14 protein-coding genes are annotated in these 19,845 nt (G+C 67.7%); 6 read left to right on the top strand and 8 right to left on the bottom strand.

What is annotated here, in order from left to right:
* Nucleotides 1-18: 18 nt before the first annotated feature.
* Genes MCAG_RS27605 through MCAG_RS27590 form a run of 4 tightly spaced genes read right to left on the bottom strand, consistent with a single transcriptional unit; the run spans nucleotide 19 to nucleotide 6,547 of the window.
* The gene (locus MCAG_RS27605; protein WP_007076239.1) at nucleotides 19-1,599 is read right to left on the bottom strand and encodes an MBL fold metallo-hydrolase; all 1,581 of its coding nucleotides are present in this window, start codon (nucleotides 1,597-1,599) and stop codon (nucleotides 19-21) included.
* Between the two features lie 28 nt (nucleotides 1,600-1,627).
* A complete protein-coding gene (locus MCAG_RS27600; RefSeq protein ID WP_007076238.1) occupies nucleotides 1,628-4,381 on the bottom strand; it encodes an AMP-binding protein in 2,754 nt (917 codons plus the stop codon).
* Nucleotides 4,356-5,537 (bottom strand): hypothetical protein, encoded by a 1,182-nt coding sequence (locus MCAG_RS27595; protein WP_007076237.1) that lies wholly within the window; start codon nucleotides 5,535-5,537, stop codon nucleotides 4,356-4,358. Before MCAG_RS27595 ends, MCAG_RS27600 begins: the two co-directional genes overlap by 26 nt.
* On the bottom strand, nucleotides 5,534-6,547 hold the full coding sequence (locus MCAG_RS27590) for a diiron oxygenase (protein WP_007076236.1): 1,014 nt from the start codon (nucleotides 6,545-6,547) through the stop codon (nucleotides 5,534-5,536). Before MCAG_RS27590 ends, MCAG_RS27595 begins: the two co-directional genes overlap by 4 nt.
* Before the next feature lie 248 nt (nucleotides 6,548-6,795).
* Here MCAG_RS27590 and MCAG_RS27585 point away from each other — a divergent pair, with 248 nt between their 5' ends.
* The 6 genes from MCAG_RS27585 (at nucleotide 6,796) to MCAG_RS27560 (ending at nucleotide 14,279) form a co-directional block, all read left to right on the top strand.
* A complete protein-coding gene (locus MCAG_RS27585; RefSeq protein ID WP_007076235.1) occupies nucleotides 6,796-7,101 on the top strand; it encodes a hypothetical protein in 306 nt (101 codons plus the stop codon).
* Between the two features lie 7 nt (nucleotides 7,102-7,108).
* Entirely contained in the window at nucleotides 7,109-7,819 is a 711-nt protein-coding gene (locus MCAG_RS27580) for an SDR family NAD(P)-dependent oxidoreductase (protein ID WP_007076234.1), read from the top strand.
* Nucleotides 7,820-9,232: a class I adenylate-forming enzyme family protein gene (locus MCAG_RS27575; protein ID WP_007076233.1), complete on the top strand. Its 1,413-nt coding sequence runs from the start codon at nucleotides 7,820-7,822 to the stop codon at nucleotides 9,230-9,232. It begins immediately after the preceding gene.
* Between the two features lie 89 nt (nucleotides 9,233-9,321).
* Nucleotides 9,322-11,019: a chloramphenicol-biosynthetic FADH2-dependent halogenase CmlS gene (cmlS, locus tag MCAG_RS27570; RefSeq protein WP_198141669.1), complete on the top strand. Its 1,698-nt coding sequence runs from the start codon at nucleotides 9,322-9,324 to the stop codon at nucleotides 11,017-11,019.
* A 151-nt stretch (nucleotides 11,020-11,170) separates the two neighbouring features.
* The gene (locus MCAG_RS27565; protein ID WP_007076231.1) at nucleotides 11,171-12,148 is read left to right on the top strand and encodes an aldo/keto reductase; all 978 of its coding nucleotides are present in this window, start codon (nucleotides 11,171-11,173) and stop codon (nucleotides 12,146-12,148) included.
* A 211-nt stretch (nucleotides 12,149-12,359) separates the two neighbouring features.
* Nucleotides 12,360-14,279, top strand: a complete 1,920-nt coding sequence (locus MCAG_RS27560) for a cellulase family glycosylhydrolase (protein ID WP_083802372.1) — start codon at nucleotides 12,360-12,362, stop codon at nucleotides 14,277-14,279.
* Between the two features lie 186 nt (nucleotides 14,280-14,465).
* Here the strand turns inward: MCAG_RS27560 and MCAG_RS27555 are convergent, their stop codons facing one another.
* The 4 genes from MCAG_RS27555 to MCAG_RS35385 form a co-directional block, all read right to left on the bottom strand.
* Nucleotides 14,466-17,165, bottom strand: a complete 2,700-nt coding sequence (locus tag MCAG_RS27555) for a hypothetical protein (protein ID WP_007076229.1) — start codon at nucleotides 17,163-17,165, stop codon at nucleotides 14,466-14,468.
* An 11-nt stretch (nucleotides 17,166-17,176) separates the two neighbouring features.
* Nucleotides 17,177-17,977 carry a carbohydrate ABC transporter permease gene (locus tag MCAG_RS34080; RefSeq protein ID WP_369751342.1) on the bottom strand — a complete coding sequence of 267 codons (801 nt, stop codon included), beginning with the start codon at nucleotides 17,975-17,977 and terminating at the stop codon, nucleotides 17,177-17,179.
* Nucleotides 17,860-18,279, bottom strand: coding sequence for an extracellular solute-binding protein (locus MCAG_RS36455; protein WP_198141668.1), 420 nt, complete (start codon nucleotides 18,277-18,279; stop codon nucleotides 17,860-17,862). The genes MCAG_RS34080 and MCAG_RS36455 overlap by 118 nt, the downstream gene beginning before the upstream one ends.
* Nucleotides 18,280-18,488: 209 nt before the next feature.
* Nucleotides 18,489-19,845, bottom strand: a 1,357-nt coding sequence (locus MCAG_RS35385) for a glycoside hydrolase family 36 protein (RefSeq protein ID WP_036375555.1), incomplete at its 5' end; no start/stop codon positions are given.

The following is a 19,845-nucleotide window of genomic DNA, read 5'->3' as shown; positions in this document are numbered from 1 at the left end:
GTTCGATGGAGTGCGCCGTCACCGGCGCAGCGTCCGTCGGAGCTGCAGCCGATCGGCGGTTCTCCCCTTGTCCCGTACGTGCTTCACGAGCAGGTCACTGTCCACGATGGCTGGATGGTTCTCGTCGTAGTCGATGGCCATCACCACGCCCAGCCAGGGTTCGAGGCCCATCGCGTAGACGTAGACCTCGTCGGGGTCCAGGGCGTCGACGATGTCCTTGGCCTGTTGGAAGTTGGAGCCGTTCAGTCGGCGGCTCTGGTCGGTGCGACGGTCGAGCGGCGTTCCGTACAGCGGGCCGTAGATCCAACTTGCCGCCGCGCCGATGCTCTCCATGCCGATGAAGACGGTGTCCACGCGGCCGATCACCTCGGCGACCTTGGCGTACATGGTCGGGGCGATGTTGGTGGAGTCGGCAGCGAACAGTACGGACCGTTCGCCGAACCGGATCAGCCAGCCGGTCTTGCTGCGAATCCGCAGGTCACCGTGTTCACCGAGGAACGGCAGGGCAACCACTTGGGCCGACCCGCAGTCCAGCGTGTCCAGGTCGTCGACCTCGACGACGTGGGAGAATCCCAACCGCCGCAGGATGCCGCCGAGGCCGGGATCGACCAGGCTCGCGTTGGAGGACTTGGGAATCAGGACCGTGCCGACCCGGTGGCGGATACGGATCAGCGTCTCGAACAACATGTGGTCCTGGTGGTTGTGGGTGATCAGCAGGTAGTCGATGCGTTCGGGCAGGTCGGCGAAGGTGAACCGGTGCTCCGCCCCGCCGGGGTAGCCGCCGTAGCTAAGGACCGGGTCCACGAGGAACGTCGTGCCATCATGCCGAGCGAACACGCAGGCGTGGCCCACGTACTCCAGCACGTCGCCGGTCGCGGTGCCGGTGGGCTGCGGTGCGGGCTCGAAGTACGAGGCGAACAGTTCGGCCCGCTGATCGGTCAGTCCGAACCGCGCCGTGACATCGGCCAACTCGGCCTCCGTCAGCCCGCCCCGGAAGATCAGGTCGAGCAGTGGGGAGTTCAACGGCACGTCGACGAGCAGCTGGTCCGGGGTGTACTCCAGCATCGGTGTGGTCAGCGCGAACTCCCGCGCGTCCCGCGTGACCGGGCCGAACCGCACCTGTTGCCACGTCTCGTCGTAGTACTCCGACGCGTACATCAACGGTTCGATGAACCGGTAGTCGGCGGTTCGGTTGTCCCTGCCGTAGAAGACCTCCAGACGGCCGGCGAGCGCCGAGGGAAGCTCCTGGTAGACGGGATCCAGGCATTCACCGTGGTAGCGCGGCAGGATCTCCTCCTCCACCTGCCTGATGGCGTCGAAGAGTTCACCGAGCCGCTCTCGCTGGGGGGCGGCGGCCTGGTACCAGGAGGCGATCCGGTCGTAGTGCTCGTAGGCGTGTACCCAGGGGCCGCCGTGCATCTTCCGCTGCCGGACGGCGGTGGCGTGCACCTGCGGATCGCTGAGGTAACTGTCGATGATCGAGGTGAACCGGTTACGGACGAAACGGGCCAGGGTCTGGGGCGGGAGGAGGTAAGACCAGCCGTACCAGCCGGCGATCACCGGCTCGACCGCGATGTCCTGGCGCAACGAGTAGCGCATGTCGTGGAGGTCTCCGTTCTCGCTGGTGCTAGGCCCGGGCGCCGGCCCGAGGCGCCTCCTGCGGTGTGCCGAACAGGGTGCCGAGGATGTCGTGGTCGACCTCGCGCTGGGGCGTCCGCCAGCCCCGGCCGCCGAGCGCCGACTGCATGGCGGCCAACAGCGGCAGGTGGGCCTGCCCGCTGCCGCGCGCCAGCTCGAACCACTCGGCGGGCGGGAGCACGTCGGTGGGTGACAGCCCCGCGTGGTGCAGCAACTCGGCGAGTTCGTAGGTGCGGTGGACGACGACCGCCGAACCGGAGGAGCGGCCGTCGATCGCCGCGAGCAGGGTCCGGCTCAGTTCCCGTACATCGCAGACCGGGACGTAGCCCTCCAGCCGGGGCATGGCGCGCAGCCGGCGGGCCAGCGCGATCAGCCCGGTGAACCAGTCGTCCTTCAGATAGCTCCGGTCCCCGTCCTGATGGCCGTACACCAGGCCCGCCCGGTAGCAGTCCACCGCGCACCCCACGTCCGCGAGCGCGTTCACGTAGCCCTCGCAGATCAGCTTCGATCGCGAGTAAGGGTCGGCGACGGCGCCGAGCGCCGCGGCCGACAGGGGCTCAAAGTGCTCGCCCGCCGATGCTGCGGACAGGAAGGCGAACGAACGCGCGCCGAACGCGGCGGCGGCACGGACGACGAGCACCGTGTTGCGTACGCTGCCCGCCATCTGGCTGTCCAACGGCAGCAGATGGTTGACCTGGTACCCGCAGTGCGCCACGCCGTCGAGGGCCGGACCTTCCCGTTGGTCCACCCACCGCTCCAAGTCGCCGTAACCGATCACTCGCACGAGGTCGTAGTCGGCGGCGTCATGCCCGAACCGCGCGCGGTGCTCGGCCAGCACCCGATCGGAGCCGGTGGTGCTCACGACCAGCACGGGGCGTCCGGTGGGCAGCAACTGGTCCAGTACGTGCCCGCCGATGAAGCCGGAGACGCCAGTGAGCAGCACCGTCCTGCCGGCCTGGTCCGGCGCCTGCGTTGCACGCCGCGTCTCCCGCCGCAGCAGCGGCAACTCGGCGCGCAGCGCGGCCAGCTCGGTTTCGACCTGTCGGAACACGGTCTCGGCCGGGGACTCCCGGCGGACGACATCCGCGCCGTGCAGATGCCGCAGAAAGTCGACGACGACGAAGTCGTAGTCCAGCGCGGCGAACGCGGCCTCGACGGCCTGCTCGCCGTAGATCTGAGAGAGCTTGACCTGTATCTGGATCATCGCCAGGGAGCTGCCGCCCGCGTCGAAGATCGACGTGTTCGGATCGATTTGGTGTCCGAGGACGGTCGTCACGACGTCCAGCACCTGCCGAAGTTCCGGGTCGTTGGCCGAGGCTCCGCCGGAGCCTGCCGCGATGCGCTCCCGCAACGCGTTCTTGTCCAGCTTTCCGCTGGTGGCGAGCGGAAGCGTGTCGACGAACGCGATCCGGTCGGGGGCCTCCCAGGCCGGCAGCCAGCTTCTGACCCGGGCCATCAGCGCCTCCTCCGTGGCGCCGTCGGCCGTCGTCACCAGCACGACTTCCTCGCCCAGCCGCACGAGGGCCACCTCACGGTCCAGCCGGGCGGACAGGTGGGACTCGACGTGGGCGAGATTGACCCGGTGCCCGAGCCGCTTGACCTGCTCGTCGATCCTGCCCAGGTACGACAGTGTCCCGTCGTGCAGCGTGACGCGGTCGCCGGTGTAGTAGGCCCGTTCGCCGTCGAGCGTCCGGAACACCCTCTGCTCCTCCGCGCGCCCGCCCACATACCCGAGTGCCACCCCCTCGCCGACGATGACCAGTTCGCCGGTCCCTGACGTGGAGTGGTCGCCGGTCTCCGGGTCGTGCACGAGCGCCCGGAACCCGTCGATCGGGGTGCCGATGGCCGGTGTGAAGGAGGTCAGCTCGGCCAGCGAGAAGCACACCGTGGCCTCGGTCGGGCCATACGCGTTGAACACTCTGCTGTGTTGGATCGCTCGGTCGAATTCGGCCTTGCCCAGCGCCTCACCGCAGAACTCGATTTTCCGAATCCGTCGGCGCGCCGCGTCGTCAAGGCGGGCGTACACCGAAGGGGACAGCATCGCGAGGTCGCAGCCGTGCTCGGCGAGATGCCGGGACACCGATCCCAGCCACGACGCCTGGTCTCGCACAGGTACGACGAGGGTCGCGCCCGCGTACAGCGTCCCCAGAATCTCGCTGATGGACGCGTCGAACGACAGCGAGGCGAACTGGAGGACCTGCTCGCCCGGGGTGATGTCGAGCAGGCGGCGCAGCGAGCGGCACAGGTTGAGCAGGCCGCCGTGACCGACGTCAACGAGCTTGGGGACGCCCGTCGAGCCTGAGGTGAAGATCGAATAGGCGACGGGGGAGCCGCTCGGCCGGCGTTCGGTCACCTCGGTGGGCCACCCCACGTCACCGGAGTAGAGGGCGGGGACACCCGCCTTGTCGGCCCGTACGAGGCTCTCACGGTCGAGGCAGACGACCAGACCGGCCTGAGCCACTCGGACGGAGTCCTCGAACCGGTCGACGGGCAGGCCGGGGCTCATCGGTGTGTGAACGGCACCGCTGCGCATCGCGGCCAGCGCCCAGATGACGGCCTCCGCCGAGTGTTCCCCGACGACGAGCACCCGCCGCCCGGGGGCGCACTCGCGGTCGATGCGTCCGGCCAGCGCGTTCGTGAGCCGGTCGAGCTCCGCGTACGTCCACGCGCGCCCGGCGGTCCGCAGCGCCGGTCGCTCGTGGTGGCGTCGGAAGATGTCAGTCAGCAGGTCGGACAGTTGCACTGCTCACTCCTATTCGCTGCTCTAGTTCGCCGAGAATGGCCGTCGCGGTCTGAGGGGACAGGAACCTTCGCTTGTACTGCAGGCGCAGCAGCGGCGGGCCAGGCCAGGACCGGTCGGCGAGGAACTTGAGATCCTCGAAGGTCCTCGCACTGTGCACCGGAATCCAGCGCCACAGGTGCGGCTCCGGGCGCATGAAGGTCGTGTCCGACACGACGATGCGCGGCATCCGACCGCTGGTGAGCGCCGTCGCGAACGAGGTGAGTTCGGACATCGTGAACCGGCCGAGTGACTCGTAGTACCGTCGGGTTCGCTCGAAGTACTCGGGCGTGTACCGCGAAATCGAGTCGGCCCGGACAACCAGCGGCTTGATCTCGACGTAGTAGCCGCCCTTCGCGGCGAAGTCCCAGCGGGAGAACGGGTACTGGAGCACCAGGCCGCCACCGATCGTGGTCAGCAGTGCGCCGGTGACGGCGCTGAGGAACGCGTCGAAGGTGAGGCCACTGCGGAGGGGGAGCCACTGCTCGGTGGAGCCCGAGATGGTCGGGATGCCCTTGCACCCCGGGGTCGGCACCTCGCCGAGCGCCTGCTGAACCTGCGCGAAGTCGGCCGTGGGCAGGCGGGCGTACCGCTCGACGGTGGCCGCGTGGTGCCGGTAGCGCGCACCGACCCTGACCGTCTCGGCGCCGCGCAGGTAGGCCCGGAGACGGGTGAGCACGTCGACGACATCGGACAGGTCGACGACCAGGTGGCTGATCTTGACGAACACCACGTGTTCTCCGCTGGCATGCGGCCAGCAGGAGAGGAGCACCACTTCGTCGAGCCGCAGCGGGTGCGTGTTGTGGTAATCGGAAAGCAGCTCTTCCAGTTCGTCGAGATCACCGTCTACGGTGCCGTCATGCCGGACGACACGCACGATCACGTCCTGTTCGGCGAGGTCGAGCACGTTGGCGAGCGCCTGGGTCAGCCCGAGACGCCGAACGAAGTCCACGATGGCGCTCGCGTCGTCGATACGGCGTGGGTCGATCGGGCCGATCAGGCCGGTGCAGGGATTGACGTCGCAGTCCAGGTCGAGGTGGCCGAGAAAACTGTAGATGTCGCGGACGCCGACCGCAGCCGGGCGCAGTGCGATGCGTGTCGCCCTCTCCGAGGTGTTCACCGTTGCCGGTCCGTCCGTTCGCCCCAGCCGAAGTGCACCTGATCGAGGACGTCCATCTCCGACAGCAGGGTGTGCACTCCCGAGTGGTCCTGCACCAGATGCGTTCCGGTCTGCGCTTCCCGCACCTCGGCGGCAGCCTTCTCCCAGCCCGCAATTCCTTCGAACGCCATGATCGTCTCCCAGGTGGTGAAATCGGGTGCGACGAACGCTTCCAGCCCAGCGACGATCTCGTCGAGCAGGAAGCGGCGACGATCCGTCGGGAGCGCCTCGTACACCTGCTTCAGCATCTCGGCGGAAATCGATGCGTGGCAGTACTCGTCCCGGTTGTGCAGCTTCACCGTCGTGGAGTTGACCACCTGGATTTCCTGGTCGTCGGCCAGCAACTCGAGGTATGCGTTGATAGAGATCTCGGCTACTGTTGCGAAGGCGAGCGTGGTCAGGCTGCGCTCCCACCGTTCACCGCAGCGGTCCAGATGTTGCTGATGGATCGTGGTGATGTGGGAATCCGGCAGCACCCGATCGGAGAACTCCCGTTGCCGCATCCGCCTGGTCACCGCACTGCCGTTGATGTGCATCAAGGTGTGGTACTGCTCGTCCACCATGGCCTGGGCCACGGCGAGTTCCAGTTGCTGTCCCCCGATCCCGGGGTACTCGCCGGCGATCACCAGTTCGAACGCGGGGTTGGCTATCCGCTGCTCGATCAACACGGTGTTCCGGTTGTAGGCCACCCAGCCCCAACTGCACAGACGTGAACGCATCTCGTCAGACAGGGACTGCCAGATCGGATGGGACCGGAACGGGATCATGTCGTCGCGGAAGTCAGGTCGGTCCCGGTCGAACAGCGCGTATACATCGGGTTCCGCGCGCTTTACGGCGGCCCGCCGGTGCCAGTTGCCCACGAGCCGGGAGATGACCGCGTTCTCCGTCGGGTCCCTCGGATCGAAAGGGGGTAGCCCGGCGAGCTGGATGTGCCCGTCCTTACTGGCGCCTGCCACCGTGTGGTCACGCATGACCCACCACTTCCTTCTGTCAATTCCCGGCCATCGACCCTTGCCAGTCTCTGGACTTGGGCCGGCGGCCGCAAGAGTGTGCAGAATCCGGAGGGTGTTCAACTGAGTGAAAGGAGCAGTTGTACACCCGGCAGCCTCGGACACTGTTCAAGTGCCGGGCCGGCGCGGCCTTGTGCGCTTCGGTCGGCTGGGATAAAAAAACCCGGGCGCTGCGGCGTCCTGATGTCCGGCGAGAAGGAGGCCCAATCGTGGCGGATCGAATCCTGGCTATCATTGCTGCGGCGATCGACGAGATCAACAAGACCCGGGAGGAGCAGATCCCCACCAGCAACGTCCTCGACCTGTGCCTCTACGGCGATGCCGGCGTATTTGAGTCGATGCATCTCGTGGCCTTCTTGTCGCTAATCGAGGAAGGTCTCGAAGATGAATTCGGAGCTGAAGTGTCGCTGGCTTCGGAAAAGGCCGTCTCCCGCCGAGTAAGCCCGTTCAGCAGCGTAAGCAGACTGATCGGCTTCATCGAGGAGGAGCTACAGCTGGCCAGCGTGCAGAGCTAGTACGCGGATGGCCGACCACATGATCATCATGATCACCGGCACCCGGACCGGGATCGGCAGGGCGCTCGCCGAGCACTTCCTGGAGTCCGGGCATCAGGTTGTGGGGTGCAGCAGAAGACCCGCGACGATCGACCATCCGAACTATCGGCACCACCAGTTGGACCTTGCGGACGCCGGCCAGATAAGAACGATGTTCCGCAACGTCCGGGGGGAGCACAGTCACCTAGACGCGTTGATCAACAACGCCGGCACCTCCACGATGAACCATTTCATGACGACTCCGGACGAGGTCTCCAGAAGACTCTTCGACATCAACTTCTTCGCCGTTCTCAACTGTTGCCGGGAGGCGGTAAAACTGCTGCGGAAGACGTGTGGAGCGACCGCTTCGATCCTGAATGTCTCCACTGTCGCCGTGCCGTGGGCACTGGACGGGCACTTGGCGTACTCGGCCAGCAAGAGCGCGGTCGAGCAGCTCGTCCGGGTCATGAGCAAGGAACTGGCCCCGTTCGGCATCAGGGTCAACGGCATCGGCCTGCCGCCGGTTCCCACTGTCCTGACCAGAAGCGTGCCGCAGCGAAAGATCGACGAACTCGTGGCCCGTCAGGCGATTCAACGCATCTGCACGATGCCCGACATCGTCGGCCCCGTCGAGTTCCTGATCGGTCAGCAGTCGGCCTTCGTCACGGGCGAGACGATCTTCCTTGGGGGGGTGAACTGAATGCGGGACGAACTGCTGCGGAGGTTCGCGGGATTCGGCAACCGGACGGCGCTGTTCGATCAGGGCACGGGCTTCACCTACGAAGACCTCTTGAACCGGATTCACCACACGCGGGACCGACTGGCCGCGCACGGTGTGGCACCGCACGATGTCGTGATCGTGCATGGCGACTATTCGGTGGACTCCATAGCGACCCTGCTCGCGTTGTTCCTCAACCGGAACGTCGTCGTGCCGGTGGTGACGCTGAACGCGCTGGCCCTCGATACCCTCGTCGAGCACTGTCGGCCCGGGTATCTGGTCAGGACGGGAACCGGACTGGACATCCAGGACCTTCAACCCTCGGGAGACCCGCTCGCCCGGCGCGACGGTCAGCAGCGTGCCGGCACTGCGAGCATGATCGGCCGCCTGAGCACCGAGGACGCCGCAGGGCTCATCCTGCTCAGCAGCGGCAGCACCGGAGCTCCCAAAGTCATCCTGCACAATCTCGACGCCCTCGTCAGCGAGAAGCTGACCAAGAGGCCCCGACGCAGCTCCAACGCCCTGAACATCCTGATGGTGCTGATGTTCGACCATATCGGCGGCATCAACTCTCTGCTCAGTGCATTGCTCGTCGGTGGTACGGCGATCCTGCCCCGTCAACGCGTCCCCGACGAGATCTGCGGGCTGATCGAGGAACACCGGATCCTGGTGTTGCCCACGAGCCCCACGTTCCTCAACCTGATCATGGTGGGCGGGTACCACCGCAAGTACGACCTCAGCAGCCTGCGCCTGATCACGTACGGCACCGAGCCGATGTCCGAGGAGCTACTCAGACGGGTCAACCAGAACTTTCCCGGCGTGCGGCTGCTCCAGACGTTCGGAACGAGCGAGACCGGGATCGCCACGACCACCAGCGAATCGTCCAGCAGCACCTACTTCAAGATCTCCGACGACAGCGTCGAATACCGGATTGTGGACGGAGAACTCCAACTCCGGAGCCGAACCCAGTTCCTCGGCTATCTAAACTCCTCCGACGACGCGCTGACCGAGGATCGCTGGTTCAGGACCGGGGACCTGGTCGAGGAGACCCCCGACGGCTACATAAAAATCAAGGGCCGCGCCAAGGAGGTCATCAACGTCGGTGGTGAGAAACTCATCCCCCTCGAACTGGAATCGGTCCTGCTGACCAGCCCACTCGTCGAGGACTGTGTGGTGTATGGCAGGCCTAACGCCATTACCGGCCAATCGGTGTGCGTGGACATCAAACCGAAGGGCGCACTGACCCGGATGGCCGTTCGGAAGCACGTGCTGGAATTTCTTTCCGGCAGGGTCGAACCGTTCAAGATCCCATCGAAGGTCACGGTGGTCGACTCCATCGAGATGTCGGCCCGCCTGAAGAAGATACGGTCCCGACGCGGAAACAGCGAGGCGTGAACGGAGTCGACCGGTATCGCGATCAACCTCAGGAAGTCTTCGTCAGTCCTTATACGGAAATCAGGGAGTGTGAGATGGCACGATCGAGGGTGGCAATCATCGGCGGCGGGCCGGCGGGATGCGTAGCGGGCCTCACCCTGCACAAGCTCGGCCACGACGTGACGATCTACGAGAGGGACCGGTTCCCCCGGTATCGCATCGGGGAGTCCCTACTGCCGGGCACGATGTCCATCCTGAACCGGCTCGGGCTCCAGGAAAGGATCGACGCGGAGGACTTCGTGAAAAAGCCCTCGGCGACCTTCCTGTGGGGACAGGACCAGGCACCATGGACCTTCTCCTTTGCGGCGCCCAAGGTCGCCCCGTGGGTTTTCGACCACGCCATCCAGGTGAAGCGTGAGGTGTTCGACAACCTCCTGCTGGACGAGGCCAGGAGCCGCGGGATCGCGGTGCTCGAGGAAACCCCCGTAACCGGCGTGGATCTTTCCGGGGCGGACGGTGTTGCCCTGACGATCCGTCAGGACGGGAAGGCGACGCGGGTGGAGAGCGACTTCGTCATCGACGCGGGAGGGTCGGGCGGGCCGCTCGTCCGGCAGCTCGGCGTGCGCCGCTACGACGAGTTCTACAAGAACTTCGCGGTCTGGTCGTACTTTCAGCGGAAGGACCCGTTCGAGGGTGACCTGAAGGGCACGACATACTCGATCACCTTCGAGGACGGCTGGGTCTGGATGATCCCGATGAAGGGTGACCTGTACAGCGTCGGACTGGTCGTGGACCGCACCAAGTCCGCCGAGGTGCGGCAGCTGGGGGCCGACGCGTTCTACCGATCCACCCTGGCGAAGTGCGGCAAGGCCATGGACCTCCTCGCTGGCGCAAAGATGGTGGACGACGTCCGGATCGTGCACGACTGGTCCTATGACACCGAGGTGTTTTCCGCGGATCGGTTCTTTCTCTGCGGCGACGCCGCGTGCTTCACCGATCCACTGTTCTCACAGGGGGTGCACCTCGCCTCACAGTCAGCCGTCTGTGCGGCCGCGGCGATCGACCGAATCACCCACAACAAGGACGAGACCGACGCGGTGCACGCCTGGTACAACCGCACCTACCGTGAGGCATACGAGCAGTACCACGAGTTCCTGGCGTCGTTCTACACGTTCGCGTCCTTCACGGAACCGGACTCCGAATTCTGGCGGAAGCGGCGGATCAGCGAGTCCGACGACGAGCGGCTGAGCCGCAGGAAGTGGTTCGAGAAGTTGGCGCGCGATGGACAGGACTCCGGTGTGACGCTGGACGGCTTCCGCGACCGGGCGTCCACGATGATTTCCATCGGCAGGCACCAGCGGCAGCAGCTGAGCGACGAGTTCTCCGAGGCCGAGCTGAACGCGGCGCGGGTGCGCTGGATCAGCGATCTGACCGCCCGCCTCAACAGCATCACGCGGCTGCGGTGGACTGGCAGCAAGGCCATTTTGAAGCCCTACTACCGGGTCGATGCGCTGAGTTTTCGTCTTGAGCCGCGAGAGATCCTGTCCAACGAAGACGATCTGGACATGAACCAGTACCCGCTGGACGAGGCGACCCGGCAGGTCTTCCAGGACCTCGCCGAGGAGGAGTTCGGATACAAGACGCTCGTCAAGCGGCTCGGCGGTGTGGGTAGGCAGGAGCTCAGCACCCAGATTGTCCTCCGGCTCATGGAGGCCGGGCTGCTCACCGGCTACGACAGCGACGGCGCCAAGGTGACCGTACAAGGCCGGCTTCACTTCGGCGGGGTCGGCGTCGAATACGAGGTGTGACACCGGCATCCGACTGCGTGAAGTGCCGGTGCGGCCGCCGTCCGATCACCGTGCGGCATGTCGATGCACGGAGATCGGACGGCTGGTGCTGGTTGGTACGCAGCGGTGCGAACCACCAACAGATCACACATCCCGGTCGAGAGGGAAGCATGTGAAGCGCATCAAGCTGGGGACTCTGGACATTCCCCGGATCGGCCTGGGCACGATGGGCATGTCCTTTGGCTACACCGGTGCGGGCATGGACGACACCGAGTCCATCCGCACCATTCACCGGGCGATCGAGCTGGGTGTGACGATGCTCGACACGGCGGAGGTCTACGGGCCGTTCACCAACGAGCGGCTCGTCGGCCGGGCCATCCACGGCCGCCGTGACGAGGTGGTACTGGCGACGAAGTTCGGCTTGATCTCGCACACGGGCGGCGGCCCGGGCCAGCTCGACAGCAGCCCGGCGAACATCCGCGCCGCCATCGAGGGCTCCCTGCGGCGCCTCGGTACCGACTACATCGACCTGTACTACCAGCACCGCGTCGACCCGAACACACCGATCGAAGACACCGTCGGCGCTCTCGCCGAACTCGTCGCCGAAGGCAAGGTACGCCAGATCGGGTTGTCCGAGGCCAGCGTCGGAACGATCCGCCGCGCCCACGCCGTGCACCCGGTCGCCGCGCTGCAATCCGAGTACTCCCTGTGGACCCGCGACCCCGAGGCGGCCGTGCTGCCACTCCTGCGCGAACTGCACATCGGGTTCGTGGCCTACTCACCGCTGGGTCATGGGTTCCTCACAGGCCAGGTCCGCTCGGCCGAGCATTTCGACGCCACCGACCTACGCACGACCAATCCACGATTCACCGGTGAGAACTTCCGGCGTAACCTGTGCATCGCCGACGAGGTCGAGGCCATCGCCGACGAGGTCGGCGCAACGCCCGCCCAGGTGTCCCTGGCCTGGATTCTCGCCAAGGGTGACGACATAGTTCCCATCCCTGGCACCAAGCGGGTCGACCGGGTCGAGGAGAACATCGCCGCCGACCGCGTCGAACTGACCGCCGAACAGATCGCCAGGCTCGACAGCCTCCCGATGGCGGCAGGCGAGCACCACAACGAAGAGCAGATGCGGATGATGGATCGCTGATCGGGCTACCGGCAGCGTGCACCGCACGGCGCTGACCACAAGCTCAGCGCTGCGCAGTAGCCACAACATTGCAACAAGCGGTGCGGTGGGGTCGGCGCGGGGCCCGGCGCACCGGCGGCGCACCGGGCACACCGGCGGCGCACCGGAAAAGGAGTGACCCGGCGCGCCGGAACCGCGAGACGCCACACCACTCATGCATTAACATTTGTCCATGATCGCCTCGCGAGCATTATTCACGTTTCTGGGAGCGGCGGGTCTGACTCTCGCCCTGACGACATCCGCCGGTGCCGTGGTCGCCGGGCCGCGTGGCCCGGCGGCGACCACATCGGACGGTGGTGCTGTCTCCGTCGCGCCGCACCCCGCCCACGGCGGGGTGTTCCGCGACGAGCGGGGCCGCGAGGTCGTGCTGCGCGGCTTCAACGTCTCGGGCAGCACCAAGCTGTACGAGAACAACCTCCTGCCGTTCCGCAGCCGAGCCGACGCCGCCGTCTCCGCACAGGCCATGCGGGACCTGACCGGGGCGAACACGATTCGTTTCCTGATCTCCTGGGAGGGAGTCCAGCCGGCCCCGGACCGGATCGACACTGGCTACCTGGACCGGGCGGTCGAGCAGATCCGCGAGTTCACCGACCGTGGCATCTATGTCCTGGTCGACTACCACCAGGATCTCTACTCCGCTCACCTGTTCCACCGCGACAGCTGGTACACCGGTGACGGCGCACCCGCCTGGGTGATCCAAGCCGGCGGCTACCCCCGCGAGTCGTGCGGGATCTGCTTCCTGTGGGGGCAGAACATGATGACCAACGCCGCCGTGCGCCAGGCGATGGCCGACTTCTGGCACAACCGGACCCTGCGCACCGGTGCCGGCGAGGTCGGCGTCCAGGACGCGTTCCTCACCCAGGCCACGGCGGCCATGCGGCATCTCGCGCAGCGGCTGCCGGCCGCGTCGTTCCGCAACATCATCGGGTTCGACCCGTTCAACGAGCCCTTCGACGGGGGTCTGGAGGGCCGATCCGGCGCGGAGTGGGAACGCACTTACCTGCTCCCGTTCTACCAGCGCTTCCGCGCGGCGATGGACACCGCCGGCTGGGCGGCGAAACCGGCCTTCGTCGAGCCCCTGGTCTTCTGGAACACCGGCTTCTTCGAGCAGGGCGGGCTACCGGAGTCCCCGCCGCTTGGGGAGCGCTTCGTGTTCAACAGCCACTACTACGACGGCGCCCGGATCACCCTGGACCCCTCCCCCGCCGGCGACGGCACATACGCGGCGGCGATGAACCGGATCCGGAGCCGGGCCGGCGACCTGGCCACCGCGCCGTTCGTCTCCGAGTTCGGCAACAAGCTCTCCGGCCACGGCAGCGACCGGACCCCGTGGATGCTGCGCGCGATGTACCAGGGCATGGACGCCGGGGTGGCTGGAGCCCGGTGGTGGGCCGACCCGCGTGCGGGCGGGACGGTGCTGTCGGGCACCCAGTGGCAGTGGGACATCTACCACGACCGGCACCACGAGCTGATGAACGGCAACCCGGACAAGGTGCAGACCGACAGGGACGCCTGGAACGACGAGGACCACTCGGCCGTCGAGATGGACGACGCCGGGACCGTGACACTGCGGCTGGACCGGCGGCTGCTCGATCGGCTCTACCCGAGTGCGGTGGCCGGCGACACCCTCGCCTTCGCCTACGAGGACCTGGCCCGCTCCGGCTACGGCGGCGCCGGGCAGCAGCGCGCCTGGCTGACCCCGCCGGCGACCATGCCGGCGGTGTCGGCGCTGGTGGCCGGACGCCAGTACGGGGTGCTGGTCTGGCGTCAGCCGGCCACCCGTCCGAACGGGCCGACCGAGCTGCACCTGCCCGCCTCGTTCCCGGCCGCCGGCACCGCCGTGGTGAGCGACGTCGCCACCCTGCATGGCGTCCCCACCACCGGGCCGGTGTCGGTCGCCCGGGAGGTCGGCGCGCGTTCCGCGCAGCGCCTGCTGGTCGACACCGCCGACTCCCCCACCGGTACGGTGCACGTCGCACTCGTGGTCGGCGCCACGTCCGGCGCACCGGTGACCGCCGAGCAGCTCACCGCGGCCCGCTCGGAACTGCTGCGCTGGCGGGACACCATGTTCGGTCCCGCAGCCCGCCGGTAGGCCCTATCCCGAGCGTGCCCGTGGCAACGTAAGGGTGCCTTGTCCCGGCCGGACATCCGTCCGCCCGGGGCGGGGCACCCCCTCGGCCGCCGCCACCCTCGGCAGCCACGGTAGGAGTTCCTCAAGGTCGACAATCCGTGGGGAGCTGGGTCTCCTCCCCCGGGCCGCGTCTCCTGGTCGGCCGGTTCAACGGCGCACCGTGGTCGGCGCGCCCAGGGTGACCGGAGCGATGCTGATCTTGTCGATGTCGGGGGCGTAGGCGTCCGGGTTGCCGAAGACCAGCGGACCGTCGGCGGTGGAGAGCCGTACCGGGATGGTGCGTTCCAGGAAGCTGTTCCACGCGTACGTGTAGCGGAAGTAGGCGTGCGCGCTGCCGCCGCCGGTTTCCGTGACGTTCAGCCGGCGGTCGATGACCTGCGGGTTGTAGTCGTGGTTGCCGCCGAGTTCGGCGTTGGCGTACGTGACGGTGACGTTGTAGTGGCCGGGCCGGTCGAAACCGGGTCCGCGCGGCACCTCGAACGTGTTGGCAGCGCCGTCGCCGACGTATCCGAGACCGGCGAGGCCGGAGGCGTTGCTGCCCGAGGCGTCCGGGTACTGGACGACGCGGACGGCGCCGCGCCGGACGGCGTCTTCCGCCTCGACCGTGACCACGGCGGTGTCGGCCTCGGCGACCCGGGTGATGGTCACCTGCTGGAGCAGGATGCCCCTGGTCGAACGGATCTCGACCTCGTTGATGCCCTGGCTGAGGTGCACCCGCACGGTGGAGCGCCAGTCGCCCCGGCGGGGTGCGGCGACCGTGGCCACCCGGCGGCCGTTGACCGTCACCTTGGCGCTCGTGGCGCCGGTGCTGCGGTAGTCGAGGCTCAGGTCGTGGTAGCCGGCCTCCCAGGCCTGGACGTACGCGTCGGCGCGCTCCTTGGCCCCGCGAATCTCGGCGTGGCCGCGGGCCCCCGGGCGGTAGGTGAGCCCGGCGCCGCCGACGAAGCGCAGGGTCGAGGCCGGGTAGCTGGTGGGCTCGCCGTCGGTGACGTCGGTGAGCAGGAACTTGTCCAGGGTGATGTCGGCGTTCGGCAGCATGGAGGTGTCGTCCAGGCTGGCCCGCAGGGACAGCGTGTGCTGACCGGCGGTCAGCGGGACCGTCACCTCGGCGCTGCCCCGGTACTGCCACCTCTGGTGGGAGCCGAGGGCCAGGTTGGCGGCGTACTGCACGATCGTCGGGTTGGCGCCGTCGACGAAGAGCGCATGGCGGCCCGGGACGCCGGGAGCGCCGCCGATGACCTGGAAGCGGTAGCGGCCGGTGCGGGGCACGGTGACCGTCCACTCCGCCTTCGAGGTCGGCCGGTTGAACGAGCCGACGTCCCGGCTACCGGAGGCGAGGAACTTCCAGCCGCCGCCGCCCAGCGGGTCCTGGTCGTACACCGTGGCCGAGGTCAGGGTGGTGTGCTCCGCCTCGGTGCTGGCCGTCCAGACACCACCGGCCACGAGGGCGCGGTCCTGCTCGGGGGTGATGATCACCTGGTAGGCGGCGTACCGGTCGTAGGTGGGCACGTCGAGTTTCACTGTCCCCCGGTCGAGGCGGACACCGTCGAGGACCTTGACGACGGACGGGGTGCCGGAGACGCCCTCCGCGCCGGACAGGGTGATCTCGCGGACCTCGATGTCGACGCGCGGGCCGAAGAGACGCGGCTTCAGACCGGACAGGCGCAGGGACACCGGTTTGCTGCCGCCGCCGTACAGGACAGTGGCCCGCTTGTTGGCGACGTCGACAGCGCCGATGCCCTGGAGGGTGTCCACCGTGTCGAGGGCGGGTGGCGTGACGGCGACGGTCTGGGCACCTTCCAGGTCGCCGTACCACTTGAACATCCACCAGCCGGCGTTCGCGGCGTTGACGCGGGCGCTGTTGTCGCTCAGGTTCCCGGCGTAGTTCCAGTACGCGGTCTGCCCGTCGACCTTCAGGTCCTCCATGATGGACAGCCACTGGATGAGCTGTCCCGGGGTGCCCATGTCGCGCAGCATCCCCCACTCGGTGATGTTGACGTGGATCGGGTCGATGCCCAGATCCTTCTCCAACTGCCGGTAGGCGGCGTGGTGGGAGCGGAAGGTGCCCAGATTGTCGATGCCCAGCTCGTGCCAGATGAACACGTCGGGCAGGACGTCGTTGGACTTGGCGTAGCGCAGGAAGTCGGCGGAGCGTTCCGGCTGCCACCGGGTGTCACCGGGGCCACCGACGCGCGCATGACCGAGGCCGTGACGCGCGTAGACCTTCTGGATCATGTCGTAGCTGGCCTTCCAGTCGGCCAGGAAGGTTTCCCTCAGCCCGTGCCAGTCGGCGTACCAGTTGCCGCCGTCGGGCTCGTTGAAGGGGATGAACACGTAGTCGCGGGGGCGGGCCGAGGTGGTGGCGACGGCTTCCGCCACGAACTCCACGACCTCCAGGTAGTCCCAGACGCCGTTCGGCGTGTCGGTGTACGTGCCGTCGGCCTGCCGGTAGGTGCGGCTGTCCCCTGGACGACGACCGCCATGGTACGGCCAGTCCGGGTAGTAGTCCTGGACGTAGATGTACATGTCCTTGCCGTGCTTGTGGAAGAAGCCGTCCTCGACCTTGATCGCGTCACCGCTGGGGTGCTGGGTGCCGTACGGTGCTTTCTGCGAGGTGTTGGTGATGTGCGCCCCGTTGATCAGCGCCTGGGTGGGCGCGCCCTCGTCGCCGAAGCCGTAGAGGGTGCCCGTCGCGCCACCGCGGAACGCGCCGGTGGTACGGGCGAAGTCCACGCTGAGCACGTCGTTGGTGGCGGCGGCGGCCTCGGCGGGTGGCGGTATCGGGGTGGTGGTGGCGGCCAGCGTCAGGCCGGTCAGGGCGGCCGTGCGCCGTACGAAGGTGTGCATCGGTTCTCCCTCTACTTGACGGCACCGCTGGTGATGCCGGAGATGATCTTCCGTTGGGCGACGGCGAGCACGGCGATCAGCGGCAGGCTCATGAGGATCACGTAGGCGAAGATGAGGTGCCAGTTGTTGAGGTAAAGGCCCGCACTGGCGACGCGGAAGAGGTTGAGCGGCAGGGTGTCGAGCCGGCCGCCGATGACGAAGAAGGCGTAGAAGACGTCGTTCCAGACGTACAGGCAGATGAGGATGGTCGCGGTGGCCAGCACCGGCCGCAGCAGCGGCAGGACGACACGCCGGAACACGGTCAGCGGGCCGGCACCGTCGGTCTGGGCCGCCTCATCCAGGGACGTCGGGATGGTGCGCACGAACCCGGTGACGAAGAAGATCACCGTGGACAGGTAGATGCCCAGATAGACGCCGATCATCCCGACGACCGTGCCGGCGAGGCCGAGCTGGCGCAGCAGGAGCACCACGGTGACCACGGCGGGCGGCAGGATGATGCCGCTGATCGCGATGGCGTACAGGACCGCGGTGAGGCGGGACGCCCGGCGGGCCAGCACCCAGGACGCCATCGGCCCGCAGAGGAGCACCCCGAACACGGTGGGCACGACGATCAGCAGGCTACCGTCGAGCAGCGCGGTGCCCTGTTTGTCGAAGGTGGCGGTCCGGATGTCGGCGTTGAACAGCCCCTCGTCGATCAGCGTCCGGTACTTCTTGATCGCGCCGAGCACGGTCGGGTCGGTGAACTTCTCCTGTCCGGTGTTGATCCGCTCCCAGAGCCCGCTCTTGGCCGTGTCGGCGAGCTGGACCTGCACCCACCACTGGGTGGCCCACCGATCGGCGCCCATCTCGTAGAAGGGGGTGACCCCCTGGTCTTGAGTTGGCGGGCCACGGCGACCATCTCGTCGAAGTTCTTCGGCGGGGCGGTTACGCCGTGGGCGGCGAAGACCTCCTTGTTGTAGTAGACACCCTCGACCGCCGGGCTGGTGACCAGGGCGGCGTAACGGGTGCCGTTGAGCAGCCCGGTGATGTCGCGCAGCTGGGGCGCCGTCCCCGGCAGCCACGGCGCGTCGGTGAGGGGCTGCAGGTTGCTCTTGGCGTTGATCGCGGTCAGCATGGGCCCAGATGGTCAGGGAGACGCCGTCGAGCCGGCCGGTGGGGGCAGGCCAGGAGACGGTGGTGTCGGCGGGGCCGTCGGCGCTGGGGTCGCTACAGGCGGCGAGGCCGAGTGTGAGCGCCGCCGCGACGGCGACGGTGCTGGTCCATCGCTTCATCGTGCTGGACCTTCTTTCGTGGTGGGGGACGAGCTGCCGGGAGACGGGCCGGTCAGGGGGTGGGTGCGTCGGTGGCGATGCGGAAGATCCGCGCGGTGAACGGTTCCGGGCGGGTGGGTGTCACGGTGAGCGTTGCGGTGGCGGGCACCCAGGTGCAGGTCCAGGGGGACAGGTGACGCGGGTGCAGCAGCTCGACGGTGACCTGCTGACCGGTCAGGTGCGGCAGGCGCAGCGTGGCCGACCGGTCGGCGTCGTCGCGCCGCCACACCCCCAGGTAGGTGACGTTCTGGCGGCGCAGCGCGAGACTGAGCCACGGATCGTTCCAGGCGGGCAGGCCGAGCGGCCACAGTGGCACCGTGTCCGCCAGGTCGGCGCGGATACCCCGGTACGCCTCGACGGCGTCCCGCACGGCCCGCAGCTGGTCGGGCCGCATGGCGTCCAGCCGGCCGGAGAGGTAGAGGCGGCCGAGCATGCCGGTGCACAGGGTGAAGGCGAGCTGCTCGTCGGGCATGTCCGGCTGGGGGTACGCCCAGTTGGCGGACTGTTCCGGTAGGACGGACATCGGTGCCGTGACGGCGATCGGCGGGTAGCGCCGGTAGTCCTGCTGGTCGCTGGTCGACTGGAGTTGCATCCGGGACAGCAGGGCGTAGTCCATGCGCATACCGCCGGAGGCGCAGTTCTCCAGGATCAGGTCGGGGTGGCGGTGGTGCAGCCGGTCCAACCAGCCCAGGTGCGCGCGGTTGTGGGCCAGCAGGCCGGCGCCGACGCTGTCGGCGTCCAGATCGGTGCCGGTGCCGGGGTCGATGTTGTAGTCGAGTTTGAGATAGCCGACGCCGAGCTGCTCGACCAGCCGGTCGACGACCTCGTCGAGATGGGCAACCGCGGCGGGGTGGCGCAGGTCCAGGTGGTAGCGGTCGTGTTCGACCAGCCGGGTGCCGCCGCGTTGCAGGAACGCCTCCGGGGGGAGCTTGTCCGCCATCGGGCTGCGTACCCCGATCACCTCGGGTTCGAGCCAGAGGCCCGGGACCATGTCGCGGTCCCGGATGCGGGTCAGCACCTCCTCTATGCCACGGGGGAAGCGGGTCCGCGACGGCTGCCACTCGCCGACGCTGTCCCACCAGTTGAGGTCGTTGTCGTACCAGCCGGCGTCGACGCAGAAGATTTCGGCCCCGGCGTCGGCGGCCGCGTCGACGAGCGGCAGCAGCTTCGCCGTGGTCGGGTCCCCCATCAGCGTGTTCATGTAGTCGTTGAAGACCACGGGCAACGTCAACCGGTCGCGGTGCGGGCGCACCAGGGTCCGCCGGTGGCCGGTGAGGGCGGCGACCGCACCGGCCAGACCGGCGCAGGAGACGGCGACCGACACCGGCACGGTGGTGAAGGAGTCGCCGGGTTGCAGCTGCTGCTGCCAC

The organism is Micromonospora sp. ATCC 39149 (assembly GCF_000158815.1).
Taxonomy (GTDB): domain Bacteria; phylum Actinomycetota; class Actinomycetes; order Mycobacteriales; family Micromonosporaceae; genus Micromonospora.
The sequence above is the reverse complement of the archived record's forward strand: the minus strand, read 5'-3'. Positions and strand labels throughout refer to the sequence as shown.